The sequence below is a fragment of the Kribbella steppae genome (assembly GCF_004342025.1).
In the GTDB taxonomy this organism is placed as follows: Bacteria; Actinomycetota; Actinomycetes; order Propionibacteriales; family Kribbellaceae; genus Kribbella; species Kribbella steppae.
Genome location: NZ_SLWN01000001.1, coordinates 1,011,209 through 1,026,575 on the forward strand (window position 1 = coordinate 1,011,209; position 15,367 = coordinate 1,026,575).

General features: G+C 67.8%; 16 protein-coding genes and 1 tRNA gene. 12 read left to right on the forward strand and 5 right to left on the reverse strand.

Going from position 1 to position 15,367, the window contains the following annotated elements; genetic code table 11:
- Positions 1–49: 49 nt before the first annotated feature.
- The 3 genes from EV652_RS04740 to EV652_RS04750 are packed head-to-tail and all read left to right on the forward strand — an operon-like array spanning position 50 to position 2,422.
- A complete protein-coding gene (locus EV652_RS04740; RefSeq protein WP_132207662.1) occupies positions 50–784 on the forward strand; it encodes a lipoate--protein ligase family protein in 735 nt (244 codons plus the stop codon).
- Complete coding sequence (locus EV652_RS04745) at positions 781–2,031, forward strand: amidase (RefSeq protein WP_132207663.1); 1,251 nt, start codon at positions 781–783, stop codon at positions 2,029–2,031. Before EV652_RS04740 ends, EV652_RS04745 begins: the two co-directional genes overlap by 4 nt.
- Before the next feature lie 10 nt (positions 2,032–2,041).
- Positions 2,042–2,422 carry a VOC family protein gene (locus tag EV652_RS04750; protein ID WP_132207664.1) on the forward strand — a complete coding sequence of 127 codons (381 nt, stop codon included), beginning with the start codon at positions 2,042–2,044 and terminating at the stop codon, positions 2,420–2,422.
- On the opposite strand, the gene EV652_RS04755 is transcribed toward EV652_RS04750, so the two are convergent.
- Positions 2,378–4,123, reverse strand: a complete 1,746-nt coding sequence (locus tag EV652_RS04755; RefSeq protein ID WP_132207665.1) for an aminotransferase class V-fold PLP-dependent enzyme — start codon at positions 4,121–4,123, stop codon at positions 2,378–2,380. The genes EV652_RS04750 and EV652_RS04755 overlap by 45 nt on opposite strands.
- Before the next feature lie 93 nt (positions 4,124–4,216).
- Here EV652_RS04755 and tenA point away from each other — a divergent pair, with 93 nt between their 5' ends.
- From tenA to EV652_RS04780, 5 genes are all read left to right on the forward strand, one after another.
- A complete protein-coding gene (gene tenA / locus EV652_RS04760; protein WP_132207666.1) occupies positions 4,217–4,879 on the forward strand; it encodes a thiaminase II in 663 nt (220 codons plus the stop codon).
- Positions 4,876–6,429 (forward strand): phytoene desaturase family protein, encoded by a 1,554-nt coding sequence (locus EV652_RS04765; protein ID WP_132207667.1) that lies wholly within the window; start codon positions 4,876–4,878, stop codon positions 6,427–6,429. Before tenA ends, EV652_RS04765 begins: the two co-directional genes overlap by 4 nt.
- Positions 6,430–6,493: 64 nt before the next feature.
- Positions 6,494–6,566 (forward strand) — tRNA-Lys (locus EV652_RS04770).
- Between the two features lie 450 nt (positions 6,567–7,016).
- Positions 7,017–7,487, forward strand: coding sequence for a hypothetical protein (locus tag EV652_RS04775; RefSeq protein WP_132207668.1), 471 nt, complete (start codon positions 7,017–7,019; stop codon positions 7,485–7,487).
- A gap of 269 nt (positions 7,488–7,756) precedes the next feature.
- Positions 7,757–8,236, forward strand: a complete 480-nt coding sequence (locus EV652_RS04780; RefSeq protein WP_132207669.1) for a hypothetical protein — start codon at positions 7,757–7,759, stop codon at positions 8,234–8,236.
- A gap of 484 nt (positions 8,237–8,720) precedes the next feature.
- Here EV652_RS04780 and EV652_RS04785 read toward each other — a convergent pair whose 3' ends face one another.
- From EV652_RS04785 to EV652_RS04800, 4 genes are all read right to left on the reverse strand, one after another.
- On the reverse strand, positions 8,721–9,479 hold the full coding sequence (locus EV652_RS04785) for an ABC transporter permease subunit (RefSeq protein WP_132207670.1): 759 nt from the start codon (positions 9,477–9,479) through the stop codon (positions 8,721–8,723).
- Positions 9,476–10,396 (reverse strand): ATP-binding cassette domain-containing protein, encoded by a 921-nt coding sequence (locus EV652_RS04790; RefSeq protein WP_132207671.1) that lies wholly within the window; start codon positions 10,394–10,396, stop codon positions 9,476–9,478. The genes EV652_RS04785 and EV652_RS04790 overlap by 4 nt, the downstream gene beginning before the upstream one ends.
- Before the next feature lie 135 nt (positions 10,397–10,531).
- The gene (locus tag EV652_RS04795) at positions 10,532–11,197 is read right to left on the reverse strand and encodes a response regulator (RefSeq protein ID WP_132207672.1); all 666 of its coding nucleotides are present in this window, start codon (positions 11,195–11,197) and stop codon (positions 10,532–10,534) included.
- Positions 11,194–12,303 (reverse strand): sensor histidine kinase, encoded by a 1,110-nt coding sequence (locus EV652_RS04800; protein WP_132207673.1) that lies wholly within the window; start codon positions 12,301–12,303, stop codon positions 11,194–11,196. The genes EV652_RS04795 and EV652_RS04800 overlap by 4 nt, the downstream gene beginning before the upstream one ends.
- 249 nt (positions 12,304–12,552) lie before the next feature.
- Between EV652_RS04800 and EV652_RS45710 the strand changes: the two genes are divergently transcribed.
- The 4 genes from EV652_RS45710 (at position 12,553) to EV652_RS04810 (ending at position 15,200) form a co-directional block, all read left to right on the forward strand.
- The gene (locus tag EV652_RS45710; RefSeq protein ID WP_132207674.1) at positions 12,553–12,771 is read left to right on the forward strand and encodes a VOC family protein; all 219 of its coding nucleotides are present in this window, start codon (positions 12,553–12,555) and stop codon (positions 12,769–12,771) included.
- A gap of 7 nt (positions 12,772–12,778) precedes the next feature.
- Positions 12,779–12,898, forward strand: coding sequence for a VOC family protein (locus EV652_RS46115; RefSeq protein ID WP_158441093.1), 120 nt, complete (start codon positions 12,779–12,781; stop codon positions 12,896–12,898).
- Between the two features lie 523 nt (positions 12,899–13,421).
- Positions 13,422–13,574 (forward strand): hypothetical protein, encoded by a 153-nt coding sequence (locus EV652_RS43935; protein ID WP_158441092.1) that lies wholly within the window; start codon positions 13,422–13,424, stop codon positions 13,572–13,574.
- Between the two features lie 393 nt (positions 13,575–13,967).
- Complete coding sequence (locus EV652_RS04810) at positions 13,968–15,200, forward strand: serine/threonine-protein kinase (protein WP_132207675.1); 1,233 nt, start codon at positions 13,968–13,970, stop codon at positions 15,198–15,200.
- The last annotated feature ends 167 nt before the right edge of the window (positions 15,201–15,367 follow it).

A 15,367-nucleotide genomic window follows, 5' to 3' on the forward strand; every position in this document is an offset into this window, starting at 1 on the left:
GGCGATCAGTTTCACACGCGGTCGGTGGAGTGCGTGACACGATGGCGGTGTGTTGGTGTTCTCTGGCGGGGTTGGCGATGAGGCCCTGGAGTTGGCTGTTGGGCATGCGTTGGTTCGGCGGGCGTCGGACGGTGCGGTGATGGAGGCGCTACGGGTCTATCGGCCGGCGGCGCCGGTGGTGGTGTTTGGGCGGCGGGACACGCGGCTGCCTGGGTTCGTGGCGGCGGTGCGTGCTGCTCGGGCGGCTGGGTTCGAGCCGTTGGTGCGGGCAGTGGGTGGGCGGCCGGTCGCGTACACGAATGAGGCCGTGGTGGTCGACCACGTCAAGCATGAGCGGCTGGCACCCGAAGGGCTGGAGACCCGGTTCAAGGAGTTCGGTTTGAGGTACGCCGACGTGCTGCAGAGCCTCGGGATCGACGCGCGGGTCGGGGCTGTGCCCGGTGAGTACTGTCCGGGTGCGCACAGCGTCAACGCGCGCGGTGTGGTGAAACTGGTGGGGACCGGCCAGCGCGTCGTACGGAATGGTTGGCTGTTCAGCGCGCTGATAGTGGTGGGCGACGACGTGCGTCTCCAACCTCTGTTGGCCGAGGTCTATGGACAGCTGGAGCTTCCGTTCGATCCGGCCTCGGTGGGTTCGCTCTCGACCGAGGTGCCTGGGCTGATTGTCGACACCGTCGAGCAACATGTCCTCGATGCGTACGGCGCGACGAGCCCGCAACCACTGGACGACGCAACACTCGCGCTGGCGGCCGAACTCGCCGCCGATCACAGGGTCAGCGCATGAGCAGCCTCGCCGAGATCGCTGAGGGCGTGCGCAGCGGCCGACTGGACCCCGTCCTCCTGGTCGAACAGGCCCTGCAGCGGGCCGAAGACTCCAAGCAGTTGAACGCCGTGGTGCACCTGGACGCGGACGGCGCCCGCAAGGCTGCGGCCAACCACACCCGGGCAGGCGCGCTTGCCGGCGTACCCGTTCTGGTGAAGGAGATCATCGAAGTCGAGGGCCTGCCGTACCGCTGTGGATCGGCCTCGATGGACGAGATCGCCCAACGCGATGCCGAGGTGGTCGCGCGACTCCGGGCGGCCGGCGCGATCGTCATCGGCCTGAGCCACACGCACGAGTTCGCCTACGGCTGCACCGGTACGTCGAACCGGGTCGGCCCATGCCGCAACCCGCACGACCCGACCCGGATGACCGGCGGCTCGAGCTCCGGTGCCGGAGCAGCCGTTGCGGCCGGGATCGTCCCGCTGGCGATCGGAACCGACACCGCCGGCTCCGTCCGCATCCCGGCCGCGCTCTGTGGAGTGGTCGGCTTCAAGCCGGCGTACGGCACCTTGCCCATCGACGGGGTCTTCCCGCTCGCGCTGAGCCTCGACCACGTCGGCGTACTCACCACCACCGTCGCCGACGCGGCGTACGCGATCGCAGCCTTGACCGGCACCACCGAAGCCGTCCAACCGAGCGCCACGCGACTAGGTGTGGTCGTCAACGAGGAGTACCTCGACTACACCCCCGAAGTCGGCGCCGCCTGGTCGACCGCGATCAGCCGATTGTCGACAATCGACGTACGCCTCCCCGACTGGGCCGAGAGCTTCCAGACCGCCGCCGACCTCCAAGGCCCAGAAGCGGCCGCGAACCACGCCGGCCGCAACACCGACCTCTACCAACCCGACGTCCAGGAACGACTCCGCGAGGCCGCAGCCGTCCCCATCACCCGGTACGACGCCGCGCGCACCAAGGCAACCGAGATCACCGCCGCCATGAGCGACCTTCTCGACCAGGTCGACGCCGTCATCACCCCCACTGTCCTCACCACAGCCCCACCGATCGACGCCGTCGACGATCCGGCCGGGTCCCTAGCCGTCCGCGCCCAACTCCTCAAGAACACCCGCCTCGCCAACCTCACCAGACACCCCGCAATCACCATCCCGCTACCGACTCCGGGCCTCCCCATCGGCCTACAAGTGATTGCCAAAGACAACAACCAGGCACTCGCAGCCGCCGATTTGATCTCAAGGAGACTTGAGGTCTGAGAATCGGACCATGGAGATGACGTTGCGGATCGAGGTCTTCACCCACGACCTCGACAGGGCCGGCCAGTTCTATCGGGACGTCCTCGGATTCGAGGAACTGTCCCGGCAACCCCGTTACCTGTGGATGGGCCGCGGCACCGCGCGGATCGGCATCGGCGCCACTGCGGAGCCGGTCGATCCAGCGGCACGGCAGGTGCCGACCGGAACCGAGATCGTGCTCGAGGTGGACGATATCGATGCCGAGTACGAGCGAGTGCGCACGACCGGCTGGCCGGTGGAGGGCGACGTACAACTGCAGGAGTGGGGCTTGCGGGACTTCCGGCTGTTCGATGCCGACGGCTACTACCTACGACTGACCTCCCGGCCGGTCCGCCAGGCAACGCGACGGTAGGTCGAACCAGCGAAGGTGGTCGAAGTCCGCGTTCACATGACCTTCGCGGTCGGGGTTCTCCTGGCAGGTGGAGAGGAGTTCGCGGGCTTCGGCCAGGTAGTCCTCGAGGGCTGACTCCGGGGCCGTGTGGTCGTGGCGTGGGTAGCGCAGCGTGCCGTCGGCGTCGTACCCGACCTGGGACAAGCGCATCGGGGGCTCCACCGGACCGCGGTGGTGGCGCCACAGGCCGTTCGCTGGGTCGAAGCGGTAGTCACCGAGCAGCCGCCAACCGTCGTGGGCGACCAGCTTCACTGCCTCCACGACGTACGTGAAAACCGCCTCCGAGATGAAGTAGTTGAAGTTGACTCGCACCCAGCCGGGCTTGATCCCCTCGCACCCGTGCAGGATCTCCTCGGCGAACTCGTGCGACCGCTCCAGGTCGATCCCGAGCAGCGTGTGCCCGTACGGACCCGCGCACGAACACCCACCGCGGGACTGGATGCCGAACAGGTCGTTCAGCAGCGCGACGACGAAGTTGTGGTGCAGGTACCGCCCGGACGGCGCCTTCAGCACGAACGACACGATCGACAACCGCTCGGCGTCGAGGTTGCCGAGGATCTGGATGTTCGGCTCCGCCTTCCACGCCTCGACCGCACGCCGCAGATACCAGTCCTCGTGCGCGCGGATCACGTCGATCCCGACCGCCTGCTTGAGCTGGAACGCGAGCCCGGCCCGGATCGACCCGATGATCGCCGGCGTACCGCCCTCCTCGCGATGCACCGGATCGTCGAGGTAGCGGTGCTCGAGCGGGTTCACGTACGCGACCGTCCCACCGCCCGGTACGTCGGGAACCCGGTTGTGCAGCAGTTCGCGACGGGCGACCAGTACGCCGGGAGTCCCCGGACCACCGATCAGTTTGTGCGGACTCAGGAAGATCGCGTCCTTGTAGGCCAGCGGGTCCTCGGAGCGGCCGCCGTACATGTCGATCTCCACGTACGGCGCCGCGGCCGCACAGTCCCAGAACGACAGAGCGCCGTACCGATGCAGCAGCGCCGACACGCGACGGGTGTTGCTGACGATCCCGGTGACGTTGCTGGCCGCGGAGAACGAGCCGATCTTCAGCGGGCGGTCGCCGTACTCGACCAGCCGCGACTCGAGCTGGTCGATGTCGATGTGGCCGTCGTGGTCCTGACTGATCACGACCACGTCGGCGATCGACTCGCGCCACGGCAGCTCGTTGGAGTGGTGCTCGAACGGCCCGATGAAGACGACCGGCCGCTGCGCCGGCGGGATCTGGTCGGTGAAGTGGTAGGTGTCGTCGAGCTCGGCCGGGATGCGCAGGCCCATTATGCCGATCAGCTTGTCGATCGCACCGGTCGCGCCGGAGCCGTAGAAGATCACCGCGGTCTCGTCGTCGCCGCCGACGCTGGTGCTGATGATCCGGCGGGCGTCCTCCCGTAGGCGGGTGGTCTGCAGGCCGGTGCCGCTGGACTCGGTGTGCGTGTTCGCGTACCGCGGCAGGACTTCCTCGCGGATGAAGTCCTCGAGGAAGGTGAGAGCACGGCCGGACGCGGTGTAGTCGGCGTACGTGACCCGGCGGGGACCGTACGGCCCGGGCATGACCTGATCGTCGCCGATCACCGAGGCCCGGATCCGGCGCAGCAAGGGGGTGTCGGGCGGCATCTCGACCGTCGCGTCAGCCCGCTCCCCCTGGATGGTCATGGCTCAGCGTAGAGCGGCCGAGTGACTTTCGTCTCGTGCTGTCATGCCACGTTGTGGATAAGGTCGTCGCAGTCGACGGCGAGGGAGTTGGGGATGACGCTTTCCAGCGAGCTGTGGGACCGCGGCGGGGCGCCGGTGTACGACCAGATCGTCCGGCACCCGTTCATCACCGGGCTGACCGACGGCACGCTGGATCATGACGCGTTCCGCTACTTCATCGTTCAGGACAGTCACTATCTGCGCTCGTACTCCCGCGCCCTGACCTTGATTGCCGGCCGCGCGCTCGACGAGGACGCGGTCAGCATGTTCGCGCTGCACGCCGCCAACGCGATCGCGGTAGAGCGCTCGTTGCACACCTCGCTGCTCGGCTCACTCGGTCTGACTGAGGCCGACGTCGACGCGGCCGGCTCGGGTCCGACGACGACGGCGTACATGTCGTATCTGACCGCGGTGTGTGCGACGGGTACGTACGCCGAGGCCGTGGCCGCCGTACTGCCCTGCTACTGGATCTACCGCGACGTCGGCCGCGAGCTGCTGAAGCGGTCGTCGCCGGACCCGCTCTACCGGCAATGGATCGAGACGTACGGCTCGGACGAGTTCGACGCGGTAGTCGAATCGGTGCTGGCGGTGACCGACGGGCTGGACGTGAGCGCGTCGGAGCGGGAGCGTTGTCATCGGCACTTCAGTACGACGTGCCGCTACGAATGGATGTTCTGGGACGCCGCGTACCACAAGCTTGATTGGCCGGTCGGATGAAGGACTTCTACGACGTCGTGATCGTCGGCGGCGGACACAACGGACTCGTCGCCGCCTCGTACCTCGCCCAGGCCGGGCTGTCCACGCTGGTGCTCGAGCAGCAGCGCCGTACGGGTGGCGCCGCGGTCAGCCAGAAGGTGTTCCCGGGCGTGGACGCGCGGCTGTCGCGGTACTCGTACCTGGTCAGCCTGCTGCCCGACAAGATCGTCGCCGACCTGGGCCTGTCGTTGGAGCTCCGGTCGCGAGGAGTCGCGTCGTACACGCCGGTACGACGCTCAGGCCGCGACGTCGGCCTGATGGTCGAGCGGCCCGAGGGCGCAGCGACGCGGGCGTCGTTCGAGGCCCTCACTGGAAGCGACGCAGACTATGACGCTTGGACTGCCTTCTACGGCGCAGTTGGCTCCCTGGCGGCGGCGATTGCGCCGACGTTGCTCGAGCCGTTGGTGTCGGCTGCTGAGCTGCGCTCCCGTGTCGATGCCGGGCTGTGGGACGAGTTGGTGGAGCGGCCGTTCGGTGAGGCGGTCGAGCGGCGGTTCGCCGACGACACCGTCCGCGGTGTGGTCGCTACGGACTCGGTCATTGGCACGTTCGCGAGCCTGCACGACGAGTCGCTGATCCAGAATCGGTGCTTCCTCTACCACCTGATCGGCAACGGCACTGGTGAGTGGCGGGTGCCAGTTGGTGGCATGGGCGCGGTGACGGACGCCTTGGCGGCTGCGGCGCGGCAGGCCGGTGCGTCGCTGATCACCAACGCGTCGGTGACTCGGGTCGAAGCTGATGGGGTCAGCGCCTCGGTCACCTGGCTCGGCGGCGACGGGGAGCGGTCCGTCGACTGTTCATATGTGCTGGCCAACGTCGCGCCTGCCACGCTGGATGCGTTGCGTGGCCGACCGGTCGGCGACAAGCCCGAGGGGTCGCAGCTCAAGGTCAACCTGCTGCTCTCCCGGCTGCCCGCGCTGAAGTCGGGCGACGACCCGCGGCGGGCGTTCGCCGGGACGTTCCACATCGACGAGGACTACAGCCAACTGGAGTCGGCGTACCAGTCAGCTTTGAGTGGCGAGTTGCCTGCAGTGCCTCCGTCCGAGGTCTACTGCCATTCCTTGACCGATCCGTCGATCCTGTCGCCGGCACTGGTTGCCTCCGGCCACCACACGCTGACCGTCTTCGGCGTCCACTTCCCGGCCCGATTGTTTGCCTCCGACAACGACGCGGCCCGGGCCGAGGCCACTCGCCGGGTGCTGGCCGGCTTGGAGTCATACCTCGCCGAGCCGCTCGAGGACTGCATCGCCCGCGACGTCGACGGCAACCTCTGCATCGAGGCCAAGACGCCGTACGACATCGAGGAATCCGTCGGGATGCCGGGCGGTCACATCTTCCACGGCGACCTGCAATGGCCCTGGGCCACCGACGACGCCGACGTCGGCCGCTGGGGCACCGAGACCGACGTCGCCAACCTCCTCATCTGCGGTTCCGGCGCCCGCCGCGGCGGCGCCGTCTCCGGCCTCGGCGGCCACAACGCCGCCATGTCCCTGCTCTCCCAGCACCCCTGACGTAACCGATTTCGCATCTCCCTCCCCGCCCTGCTACGATCCTCATCGTTCGAAAGCACGACAAGCGCCGCTAGCTCAATTGGCAGAGCAGCTGACTCTTAATCAGCGGGTTCGGGGTTCGAGTCCCTGGCGGCGCACAAACACCCAGGTCACAGCGTTGGCCTGGGTTTCTTCGTGCCCGCCGCGCACCACTTACGCACCACTTTCCCGGATCTCCGCCCCGAGCTGATCCGTCGGCGCTCGTCCTACCTCTTGCCTCCGAAGACCCAGGCTGCCTGCTCGCCCTTCATTTGATCGTGACTGTGCGTCACATCACATCGGTTCGCAACGTTGCTGATTTCTCGGATTCTCCGCGCCCACAGGCGTTGAGCGGCCAGCCGTCGTACCGGTTGGAGGCCTGACATGCCGAGAGCACCCCTGCCCATCGGAACCTGGGGCGCGATCTCGACGGCACATATGTTCGAGGACTGGGTCACCTGTCGGGGCACACCCTTGTCATGTCGCAGACATCGGTGACGGTTCTGTGTCAAGACATCGGTGACACATCTGGGGTGCTTGGTGGTGCCACTTCTGGCTCTCTTTGAGCGGTGCCGACCGCTAATGAGCCTGTTGATCCTCGTGTCCGCGATACTCGGCGCAGAACGTCGTCACCGCCCCGCGCGGCGCGTCATCGGGCCACTGGCGGCGCGGGTCGCCTTCGCGGGGGGCTTGGCCGCCTCGGTGTTGATCCTCGTGGGAACGCGCTTTCCCGCGCGACGGCGTTCTCGGCGACGGATGCGGAGTTTGAGCTCGAGCCGAACACCCGCCGGCTGTTCGAAAACGCCGGCTTCCTACTCTTCGTCTGCGGCGCCTTCGCCGCGATCCTGCTGACGGCCGGGGTGGCTGTTGCTGCGCTGCGCCACGGTGTGCTGCCCCGCTGGCTCGGCTGGTCGAGCGTCGTCACCGCCGTACTGCTCCCACTGGCCATCGGCTTCGTCGGTTTCCTGGTCTTCTTGTTATGGATCCTCTTCGTGAGCGGCGTGCTGGCCTTCCGATCAAATGACCGCGCGCCCGCGTAGGGTCAGCCCTGTCCGGGGGGCGGTTCGTCACGGTCTGCACTGCGCTCGTCACCTGGTTGTTGTATCCCTGGGAGGTGCGCGGATCGGGGTGAACTGCAACTACCTGTGCAACTACGACCACGGGATGACGACCTCCACCCATGGGCGTCGGTCAACTCGTCAGGAGTCGCTGGCGTAGCCCCGGATCAGCCCTGGTTCCGCCGGCCGGGCGCGAGTAACGTCACAACCGCCCGGCGCACAGAGCTCCATATCGCAAGAGGGGGCATGGAATGCTTCGTCGCCTGCTGCTGATGGTCGGCCTGCTGATCGCGGGTTTCTTGTTTGCCGGAGCGCCCGCGTTCGGCGCGCCGCCGGTCACCGAGACCACTACCCAGAAGAACCTTGTCGAGACCTTCGTCGACATTGTTCCCAACTCCAACTGCGTGGAGGAAGGACCTCTCTACACCATCACCACCACCACCAACCTGATCATGCACTCGACCATTTTCGATGACGGCCGCGAGCACGACACCTTCACCCAGACCGGCACCTTCGTCGCGGTGCCGCTGGAGGACCCGACTCTGCCGAGCTACACCGGAAAGGTCACGATCTGGGGAGGCTTCAACGCCAACGGGGCGACCGTGAACGGAACGTTCACGTTCAACCTCCACGCCACCGGCTCGGACGGATCGACGATCAACACCCATCAGGTCGATCACTTCAACGCCCGGCCCGACGGCACGGTCAACGAGTTCTTCCACTGCCACTAGACCTTCCGGGGAACTCGCCCCGCCAGCTCCCGCGCCGGGCGCTGGCGGTGGGATCTGCTTGATGTTGCTCCTGTCGCCGGAAACCCCTTTATTCCTAGGGCATTCGCCGCGTCGTGTGCGCTCGCCGCTGCTACTCGGCTCCTGATGTTGCTTGTTTCTGCTGAACCTCGTCGGGCCGACGTTGATCCCGTGTCTGGCCGGGAGAAGTTCCCGACAACTGCGGAATTCGCCTGAAGACGCCGCGCGGCGCTGCAGTTGATGCTCGGTAGAGCAGTCGCGGTTCGGCGACTCGGTGAGCCAGCTGAAGCGCCTGCGCGGCTAGCGTGCGACCATTCTCGGACGCCGACGCTAACCCACGCGGTCCCGGGCTGATGGTTGCCGCGGCCGTCCGGCCCCGAGAGTCGTGGGAGACGCTCCGGCGGACTGCCGCCGGACCGCAAGGTGTGAGGCGGCTCCGGAGGCGGTGGCCGGTTTCTGCGGATGGTCAGGCCACTTCGCGGCGTGCGGTTCGCAGGGCTCCGAGCGCGAGTGGCAGCACGATCCAGAAGCCGATCGAGGCCAGGATCGGGCCACCGTGGCCGCGCCAGTCTGCCTCGAGCACGTATCTGAATGTCTGAGTGGTGTCGAGCCACCTGCCCGCCTTCTCCAGCCAGCCGTAGGAGATCAGGGTCCAGATGGTCGGGAGCACGAAGAACAGCACGATGGCGGCCGGTGTATTGAGCAGGAGGGCGCCGAATGCCATGCCGAGCAGGCTGTTCAGCAGTACGAACGCGACCAAACCGATGACGTACCTCCATGGCAGGTGCCAGGTCACCTGGCGACCCAGGCCATCGGACAGCGCAAGTGCCCCAGCCGCCGCGGCGAGGGCGTAGGCCGATCCGAGCAGCGAGAGCAGGATCCCGCTGAGCACCTTGGCAGCCACGACGCGTACGCGGCGCGGTTCCTGGGTGAAGGTCACCAGGACGCTTCGCTGTCCCCACTCGCTGGTCAGGGTGAGGATGGAAACGACCGGGAGCAGCAGCGCGAGCACCAGGGCGGCCGGCCCGAGATAGCCCGGCCACGCCTGCGGGAACTGGGCGGGCAGCAGCAGCGGCACCGCGGTGGCGCCGGCCACGAGGACTGTGATCACGACGAGCATCCAGCGGGCGGCGCGGGTGTCTGCGCTCTTGCGCCACTCGATCCTGAGCAGTCGCAGGAACGGCACGGTGTCGGTGCGGGTGGTCGCGGCGAGAAGGGTGTTCATCGGACTGTCTCCAGGGTTTGCGGCGACCCGGCGCCGCCGGTGAGTGAGAAGAAGAGTTGTTCCAGGCCCGCGCGGTCGCTGTGGCGTAGCTCGACCAGGAGCACCCCCGCCTGCGATGCCAACCGTGCGATGCGTTCGGCGTCTAGATCGTCGTCGTGCTCGACCAGCACAGCGCCGTCGTCGTGGAGGTGATGGGTTGCGCCGACCCGGTCGAGCATGGTGCGCAGCGCCGGCATGTCGGTGGCGCGGACGACGACGCCCGTCGAGGTGAGCAGGTCGTCGAGCGTTCCGTGCGCGACGACCCGGCCCGAGGCGATCATCACCAGACGGTCGACGGTCGCCTGCACTTCGCCGAGCAGATGGCTCGACAGCAACACGGTGCCGCCGGACCCGGCGAAGTCGCGAAGCAGGGTCCGCATCCACGCGATGCCGTCGGGGTCGAGCCCGTTGGCCGGCTCGTCCAGGATGAGCGCCCGGGGTCGTGCGATCAGCGCCTGACCGATGCCCAGTCGCTGCCGCATCCCCAGCGAGTAGGCGCCGACCCTGCGGTCGGCGGCCCTGCCGGACAGCCCCACCAGCTCGAGTACCCGGTCGACCTCGCCGCGCCCGGCGCCCGCCAGGTCGGCCGCGATGCGCAGCGTCGCTCTGCCGCTGCGACCCGAATGCATCGCCGAGGCGTCGAGCAGGCTGCCGACGACCCGCGACGGGTTGCCGAGCTCGGCGTAGGCGCGTCCGTCGATCGTCGCTGTGCCGCGGTCGGGTCGGGTCAGGCCGGTGATCATCCTGAGCGTTGTCGACTTGCCGGCCCCGTTGGGGCCGAGGAAGCCGGTGATGGTGCCGGGCTCGCAGCTGAACGACACGTCGTGGACGACGGTGGTCGGGCCGTAGCGCTTGGACAGTTCTTGTGCAGTGATCATGACGTCGAGGATGCGCTCGGACGCGTGTCGCCGCGTCCTCCTGTGGTCAGCAGCTGCTCGTCCTCGCGGATGAGACAGCGGCGCCAGGCCTACTTCCGGCGTACCGGCTGGTCTCGGCTGGTTTCTGTGCGCCGGTCACGGCAGCGGTTCGCCCGGTTCGACCAGTCCGGACTCATAGGCCACCACGACGGCCTGGGCCCGGTCGCGCAGCCCGAGCTTGCTGAACACGTGGGCGACGTGGGTCTTGACCGTGGTCTGGCTGAGGAAAAGCCCGGCGGCGATCTCGGCGTTCGAGTCGCCCCGCGCGATCAGCCGCAGGACCGAGACCTCGCGGTCGGTCAGCGTGTCCAAGCCGGGTGGTCTGGTCGTACCGGGCCGCGCGCGTCTGACGTACTGCTGGACCAGGCGTTGCGTGATCGCCGGCGCCAGCAACGTCTCCCCGTCGGCCACGACCCGCACGGCATCGGCCAGCTGCTCGGGTCGCACGTCCTTGAGCAGAAACCCGCTCGCACCGGCCCGCAGCGCGTCGTAGACGTACTCGTCGAGGTCGAACGTGGTGAGCATCAGGACACGCGGTGGCTCACGGCCGGCCAGCAGCTGCCGCGTCGCCTCCAGCCCGTCCATGCCGGGCATCCGCACGTCCATGAGTACGACGTCGGGCCGCAGCTCACGCGCCTTCGCCAGCGCCTCACGACCGTCGGCCGCCTCCGCGACCACCTCGATACCGGGCTGCGACTCCAGGATCAGCCGGAACCCGCCCCGCAGCAGTGCCTGGTCGTCGACCACCAGAACGCGGATCACGGCACTGCCCGCTCGATCGGAAGGTTGGCCCGGACGGCGAAACCACCATCCGGCTCGGGGCCGGCCGCCAAGACGCCGCCATACACCGTCGCTCGCTCCCGCATGCCGGCCAGGCCATGGCCACCATGGCCCGCGGCCCCATCGTCCCCACGACCGTCGTCGCGGACCTCGATGCCCAGCCGCTCGGCGCCGTAGGTCACCGTGACCACAACATGCTCGGCGCCCGCGTGCTTGAGCGCGTTGGTCAGCGCCTCCTGCACGATCCGGTACGCGGCCAGACCGAGGCCGGGCGCCACCGGCCGGACCTCACCGGCCTCGACCATCTCGACGCGCAGGCCCGCATCCCGGACGGACTCGACCAGGCCCGGCAGGTCGCCGATGTCGGGCTGAGGGACCAGACCCCTCCCGCCCTCATCCGTGCGCAGAATACCGAGTAGCCGCCGCAGCTCCGCCAGCGCCTGCCGCCCGGTCTCCTCCACCGCCAGCAGCGGCGCGACGGCGCGCTGCGGATCGGTGTTCAGCAGCATCCGCGCCGCCCCGGCCTGCACCGTCATCACACTGACGCTGTGCGCGACCACGTCGTGGAGCTCGCGCGCGATCCGCGCCCGCTCATCGGCCACCGCCGCCTCGGTCTCGCGATGATCATGCTCAAGCGCCGCGGCACGCTCCTCGGCCTCCTCGGCATGCAGGCCGCGCCGCCGAAGCACCACCCCCGCCAGCCAGGTAAGCGATCCCACCAGCGCCACGCTCCACGCCTCATCCGCCGGCACCCGTACATCCTCAAACGTCACCACGACGACCCCGGCAAGCGCGACACCGAGCCCAGCGACGGCCAGCCGCAGCGGGTTGTACGCGGCGAAGACCCAGAAGGCCAGCACGTACGCCACCACGCCCCAGTTCTCGCGCCTCCCACCGGGCACGTCGAGGAACGACACCACGACCTGGACGACGACCACGACCACCGGCATCGCGAACGGCCATCTCCCGCGCAGCAGCAGCGGCAACGTATACAGCAGCGCCGCAGGCACCAGCAGCCACCATGCCCGCGGAAGACCGGCCAGCGCGATCTCCACCGACGCCGCCACCGCGACCACGACCACCAACACGTCGAGGACCTGCCCTCGACGATGCCGCAAACTCCTCACCCAGCCACGGTAAGACCACGCCCCGCCCAATGGGTCGTGCTGCAGTACGAGGCCGCTCAACCCCTGGTCGGAGAACGCAAAACCACCCAGGCCACGTCACGGACCCGGCGCGGTGGCGGCCAGGCGCCGGGCGGACAGCCCGATCGGGTCTCAATTCGGAGGCCGAACCGGAGAACCTATGTCGGTGCCTCGCCGGTGGAGAATGTCGATGTGAGGATCGAGTTCACGCTCGACTGCGCTGACCTGGACCGCATGTCGAGGTTCTGGCGGGACGCCGTGGGGTTCGTCGTGGTTGGCGTCATCGAAGGCCGGTACGTCTCGCTGGGTGGGCACGATGTTGCTCTCACTCTTCAACAGGCTGAAGAGCCCAAGACTGTCAAGAACAGGATGCACTCGACCTGCTGGCAGACGACGTTGAGCTGGAGGTGAAAGCCGTCTGGAAAAGCTGGGGGCCTCTCGACTGACTCCGACCGCACGCGAAGAGTTCGGTCAGACCTGGTTCGTCCTCGCGGACCCTCAGGGCAACGAGTTCTGCGTAGCCGGCGAGCCGTCATGAATCGGGCCTTCCAACGGTCAACTCCTGGCAGGCTTACCGCATATCCACCAGAACGTTGGGGGCGTCCCCCGGCGGTTGAGGAGCAGCATAGGCATCCCAGTCCGGTGTCGAGTCCCGCACATCGATCCCGATCTTTCCGCGGAAGTTCCTGACCACCACGCATCTCCGAGAGCCCGCTGGAACAGATCTAGCCAGCCTCGCCAACACAACCGATGTGTCGCCTCCCCCGTGGTGGATGAACGGCGTGAGCCACACGTGGATGAACGCGGTTCCGAACAGAAGCCAATGGCGGTTGGTCAAGTTGAACCTCGCCGCGCGGGTCAAGTCGAAGAACGCTCACAACAGTGGCGAACCGCCCAACAAGCGCCGTGGCCGTCGTCACCGGGTGCTACTTCCGGAAGTCGCGTGAGTTGGTCTTTGCTGCGAGCGAGAGCCGGCCGGCGACGAGGTTGACTATCACCGTGACGACGAAGGCGGGCGTCTACCTCAGCCGCACGGAGCAGCGCTCAGCCGGGTCGCCATCGTGGCCACGAAGTGTGCGACCTGTGGTTCGGTGCGGGTGTACGTCAACAACGTCGCGGTCGGAACCGTCAGCCTCTACAGCGCGAACCTCCAGTACCGGGCCGTCATCGCGCTGCCGGCCTTCGGTGTGAGGTACCCCTCGGGGAACCGGTGATGCACCAGGCGACCCAAATGCGTACGGACAGGTCCCCGCCAGCCTGGGTGGTTCAGAACTGCAGGCCCGCTCAGCCGCCTAGCCTTCCAGGAAACAGCACCAACCGCGCCGAGGCCGCAATCGAGTCACCGCCTTCGAAGCACCATAAGAGGTCGATCCTCCTACCTGAGGAATGCTCGGCGCCTGGATCTACGCCCGGCGCGACGGCCAAGGACCGGCCGCGTCCACAACGCCGATGACACCATCAGCTGGCTGCGCCATCCGAACTCGTATCCACCAAGCTCGGATGGGGCTGTTCAACAATCGGCGGGACAACCGTAGGGGGATCACCAGACGACGTGCCCGCCGTTTTCGACCGCATGGGGGTTCTGGGGCTGGGTACCGAGGTCCTTGATGACGACATCTGGGAGTGCCACTGGGCTCGCGGGCGGGCGTTACAGGCTCGGTGAGCCGCTGGGACGCGGGGGGATGGGTGAGGTCTACCGCGCCACGGACCAAAGACTCGGCCGGGAGGTGGCGGTCAAGCTTCTACTGCCGGTGCCCGAGACCGTGGCCGCGGTCGAACGGTTCGAGCGCGAGGCCCGGGCGGCCGCGATGCTGACCGACCCGCACGTCGTCGCCGCCTACGACTTCGGCCCCCACGGTGACGGCTACTTCCTCGCGATGGAACTGGTCGAGGGATCGACCGTCAGCGAGGAACTCCGGCGAAACGGACCCCTGCCGGCCGGGCGGGCCGTCGACATCATCAGGCAGGCGGCGGCCGGGATCGCGGCTGCGCACCGGATGGGCGTCGTCCACCGCGACATCAAGCCCGGCAATCTGCTGCTGACCGACGACGGTCAGGTGAAGGTGGCCGACTTCGGCATCGTTCGCTTTCTTAACGACACCACGACCACGCTCACGGCCACCGGGCAGATCGTCGGCACCAGCCACTACCTGTCTCCCGAACGCGCGCTGGGCAAGCCCGCCGAGGGCCCCTCGGACGTGTACGCGCTCGGCTGCGTCCTGTACCACCTGGTCACCGGCCATCCGCCCTTCACGGCCGAAGACCCCGCCTCGATCATGTACCAGCACGTCCAGACCGAGCCGGCTCCACCAAGCAATCTGCACCCGGAACTGGCCGGCGATTTCGAGGCGCTGCTGTTCTGGCTGCTCGCCAAGGATCCAGCGCAGCGACCCACCGCCGCCCAGATCGCGCAGGGCGCGACGCCGCCCGCCGTCGTCGCGGGCGAGACGATCACCCAAGACGCGATCACCGAAGTCGCGGCGCCATCGCCGCCACGTTCTCGGCGCCGGAAGGTGCTCGCCGCCGCCGGTGCGACGCTGGCGCTCGGACTTGCCGGGACGGCCGGAATCCTGCTCGAAGGCCAGACCACCGAGCGGCCAGTCCTAAACAACCTGTCCCCCGACTCGAGCGCCACCACACCGGCACCGAAACCCAGCACAACGCCGCCAGGGCACACCGCCACCACAACGCGCCCCACACCCCACACACAGAAACAGACACAACCGAAGGCTGCCGACGCGACACCGTCCTCCACGTCCACCAGTAAGCAAGCCCCGGCCAAACCCAGCAAGGCTCGCAAAGACGGCAAACCCTCGAAGCCCAAGAAGCCTAAGGCCTGATGAGCGGTCGCCTACATGGCTGGCTGTACCAGCGCGTTGCCGAATCTAGGTCTAGTAGCGCCGCGACTTCGGCGGGACTGCCCCCGGTTCGGTTGACTCCTGACCTGTGAGGACTAGGTCCTCGCTGGAAGGATGCCTGTCATGCCGAAAGCGTTTCCGTTGGAGTT

Bases quoted from the DNA above. Each gene is read 5' to 3' on its own strand.
- EV652_RS04780 (WP_132207669.1), top strand. From the start codon at position 7,757: ATGCTTCGTCGCCTGCTGCTGATGGTCGGCCTGCTGATCGCGGGTTTC.
- EV652_RS04790 (WP_132207671.1), bottom strand. From the start codon at position 10,396: ATGATCACTGCACAAGAACTGTCCAAGCGCTACGGCCCGACCACCGTC.
- EV652_RS04785 (WP_132207670.1), bottom strand. From the start codon at position 9,479: ATGAACACCCTTCTCGCCGCGACCACCCGCACCGACACCGTGCCGTTC.
- EV652_RS04755 (WP_132207665.1), bottom strand. From the start codon at position 4,123: ATGACCATCCAGGGGGAGCGGGCTGACGCGACGGTCGAGATGCCGCCC.
- tenA (WP_132207666.1), top strand. From the start codon at position 4,217: ATGACGCTTTCCAGCGAGCTGTGGGACCGCGGCGGGGCGCCGGTGTAC.
- EV652_RS04765 (WP_132207667.1), top strand. From the start codon at position 4,876: ATGAAGGACTTCTACGACGTCGTGATCGTCGGCGGCGGACACAACGGA.
- EV652_RS04750 (WP_132207664.1), top strand. From the start codon at position 2,042: ATGGAGATGACGTTGCGGATCGAGGTCTTCACCCACGACCTCGACAGG.
- EV652_RS04745 (WP_132207663.1), top strand. From the start codon at position 781: ATGAGCAGCCTCGCCGAGATCGCTGAGGGCGTGCGCAGCGGCCGACTG.
- EV652_RS04810 (WP_132207675.1), top strand. From the start codon at position 13,968: ATGACGACATCTGGGAGTGCCACTGGGCTCGCGGGCGGGCGTTACAGG.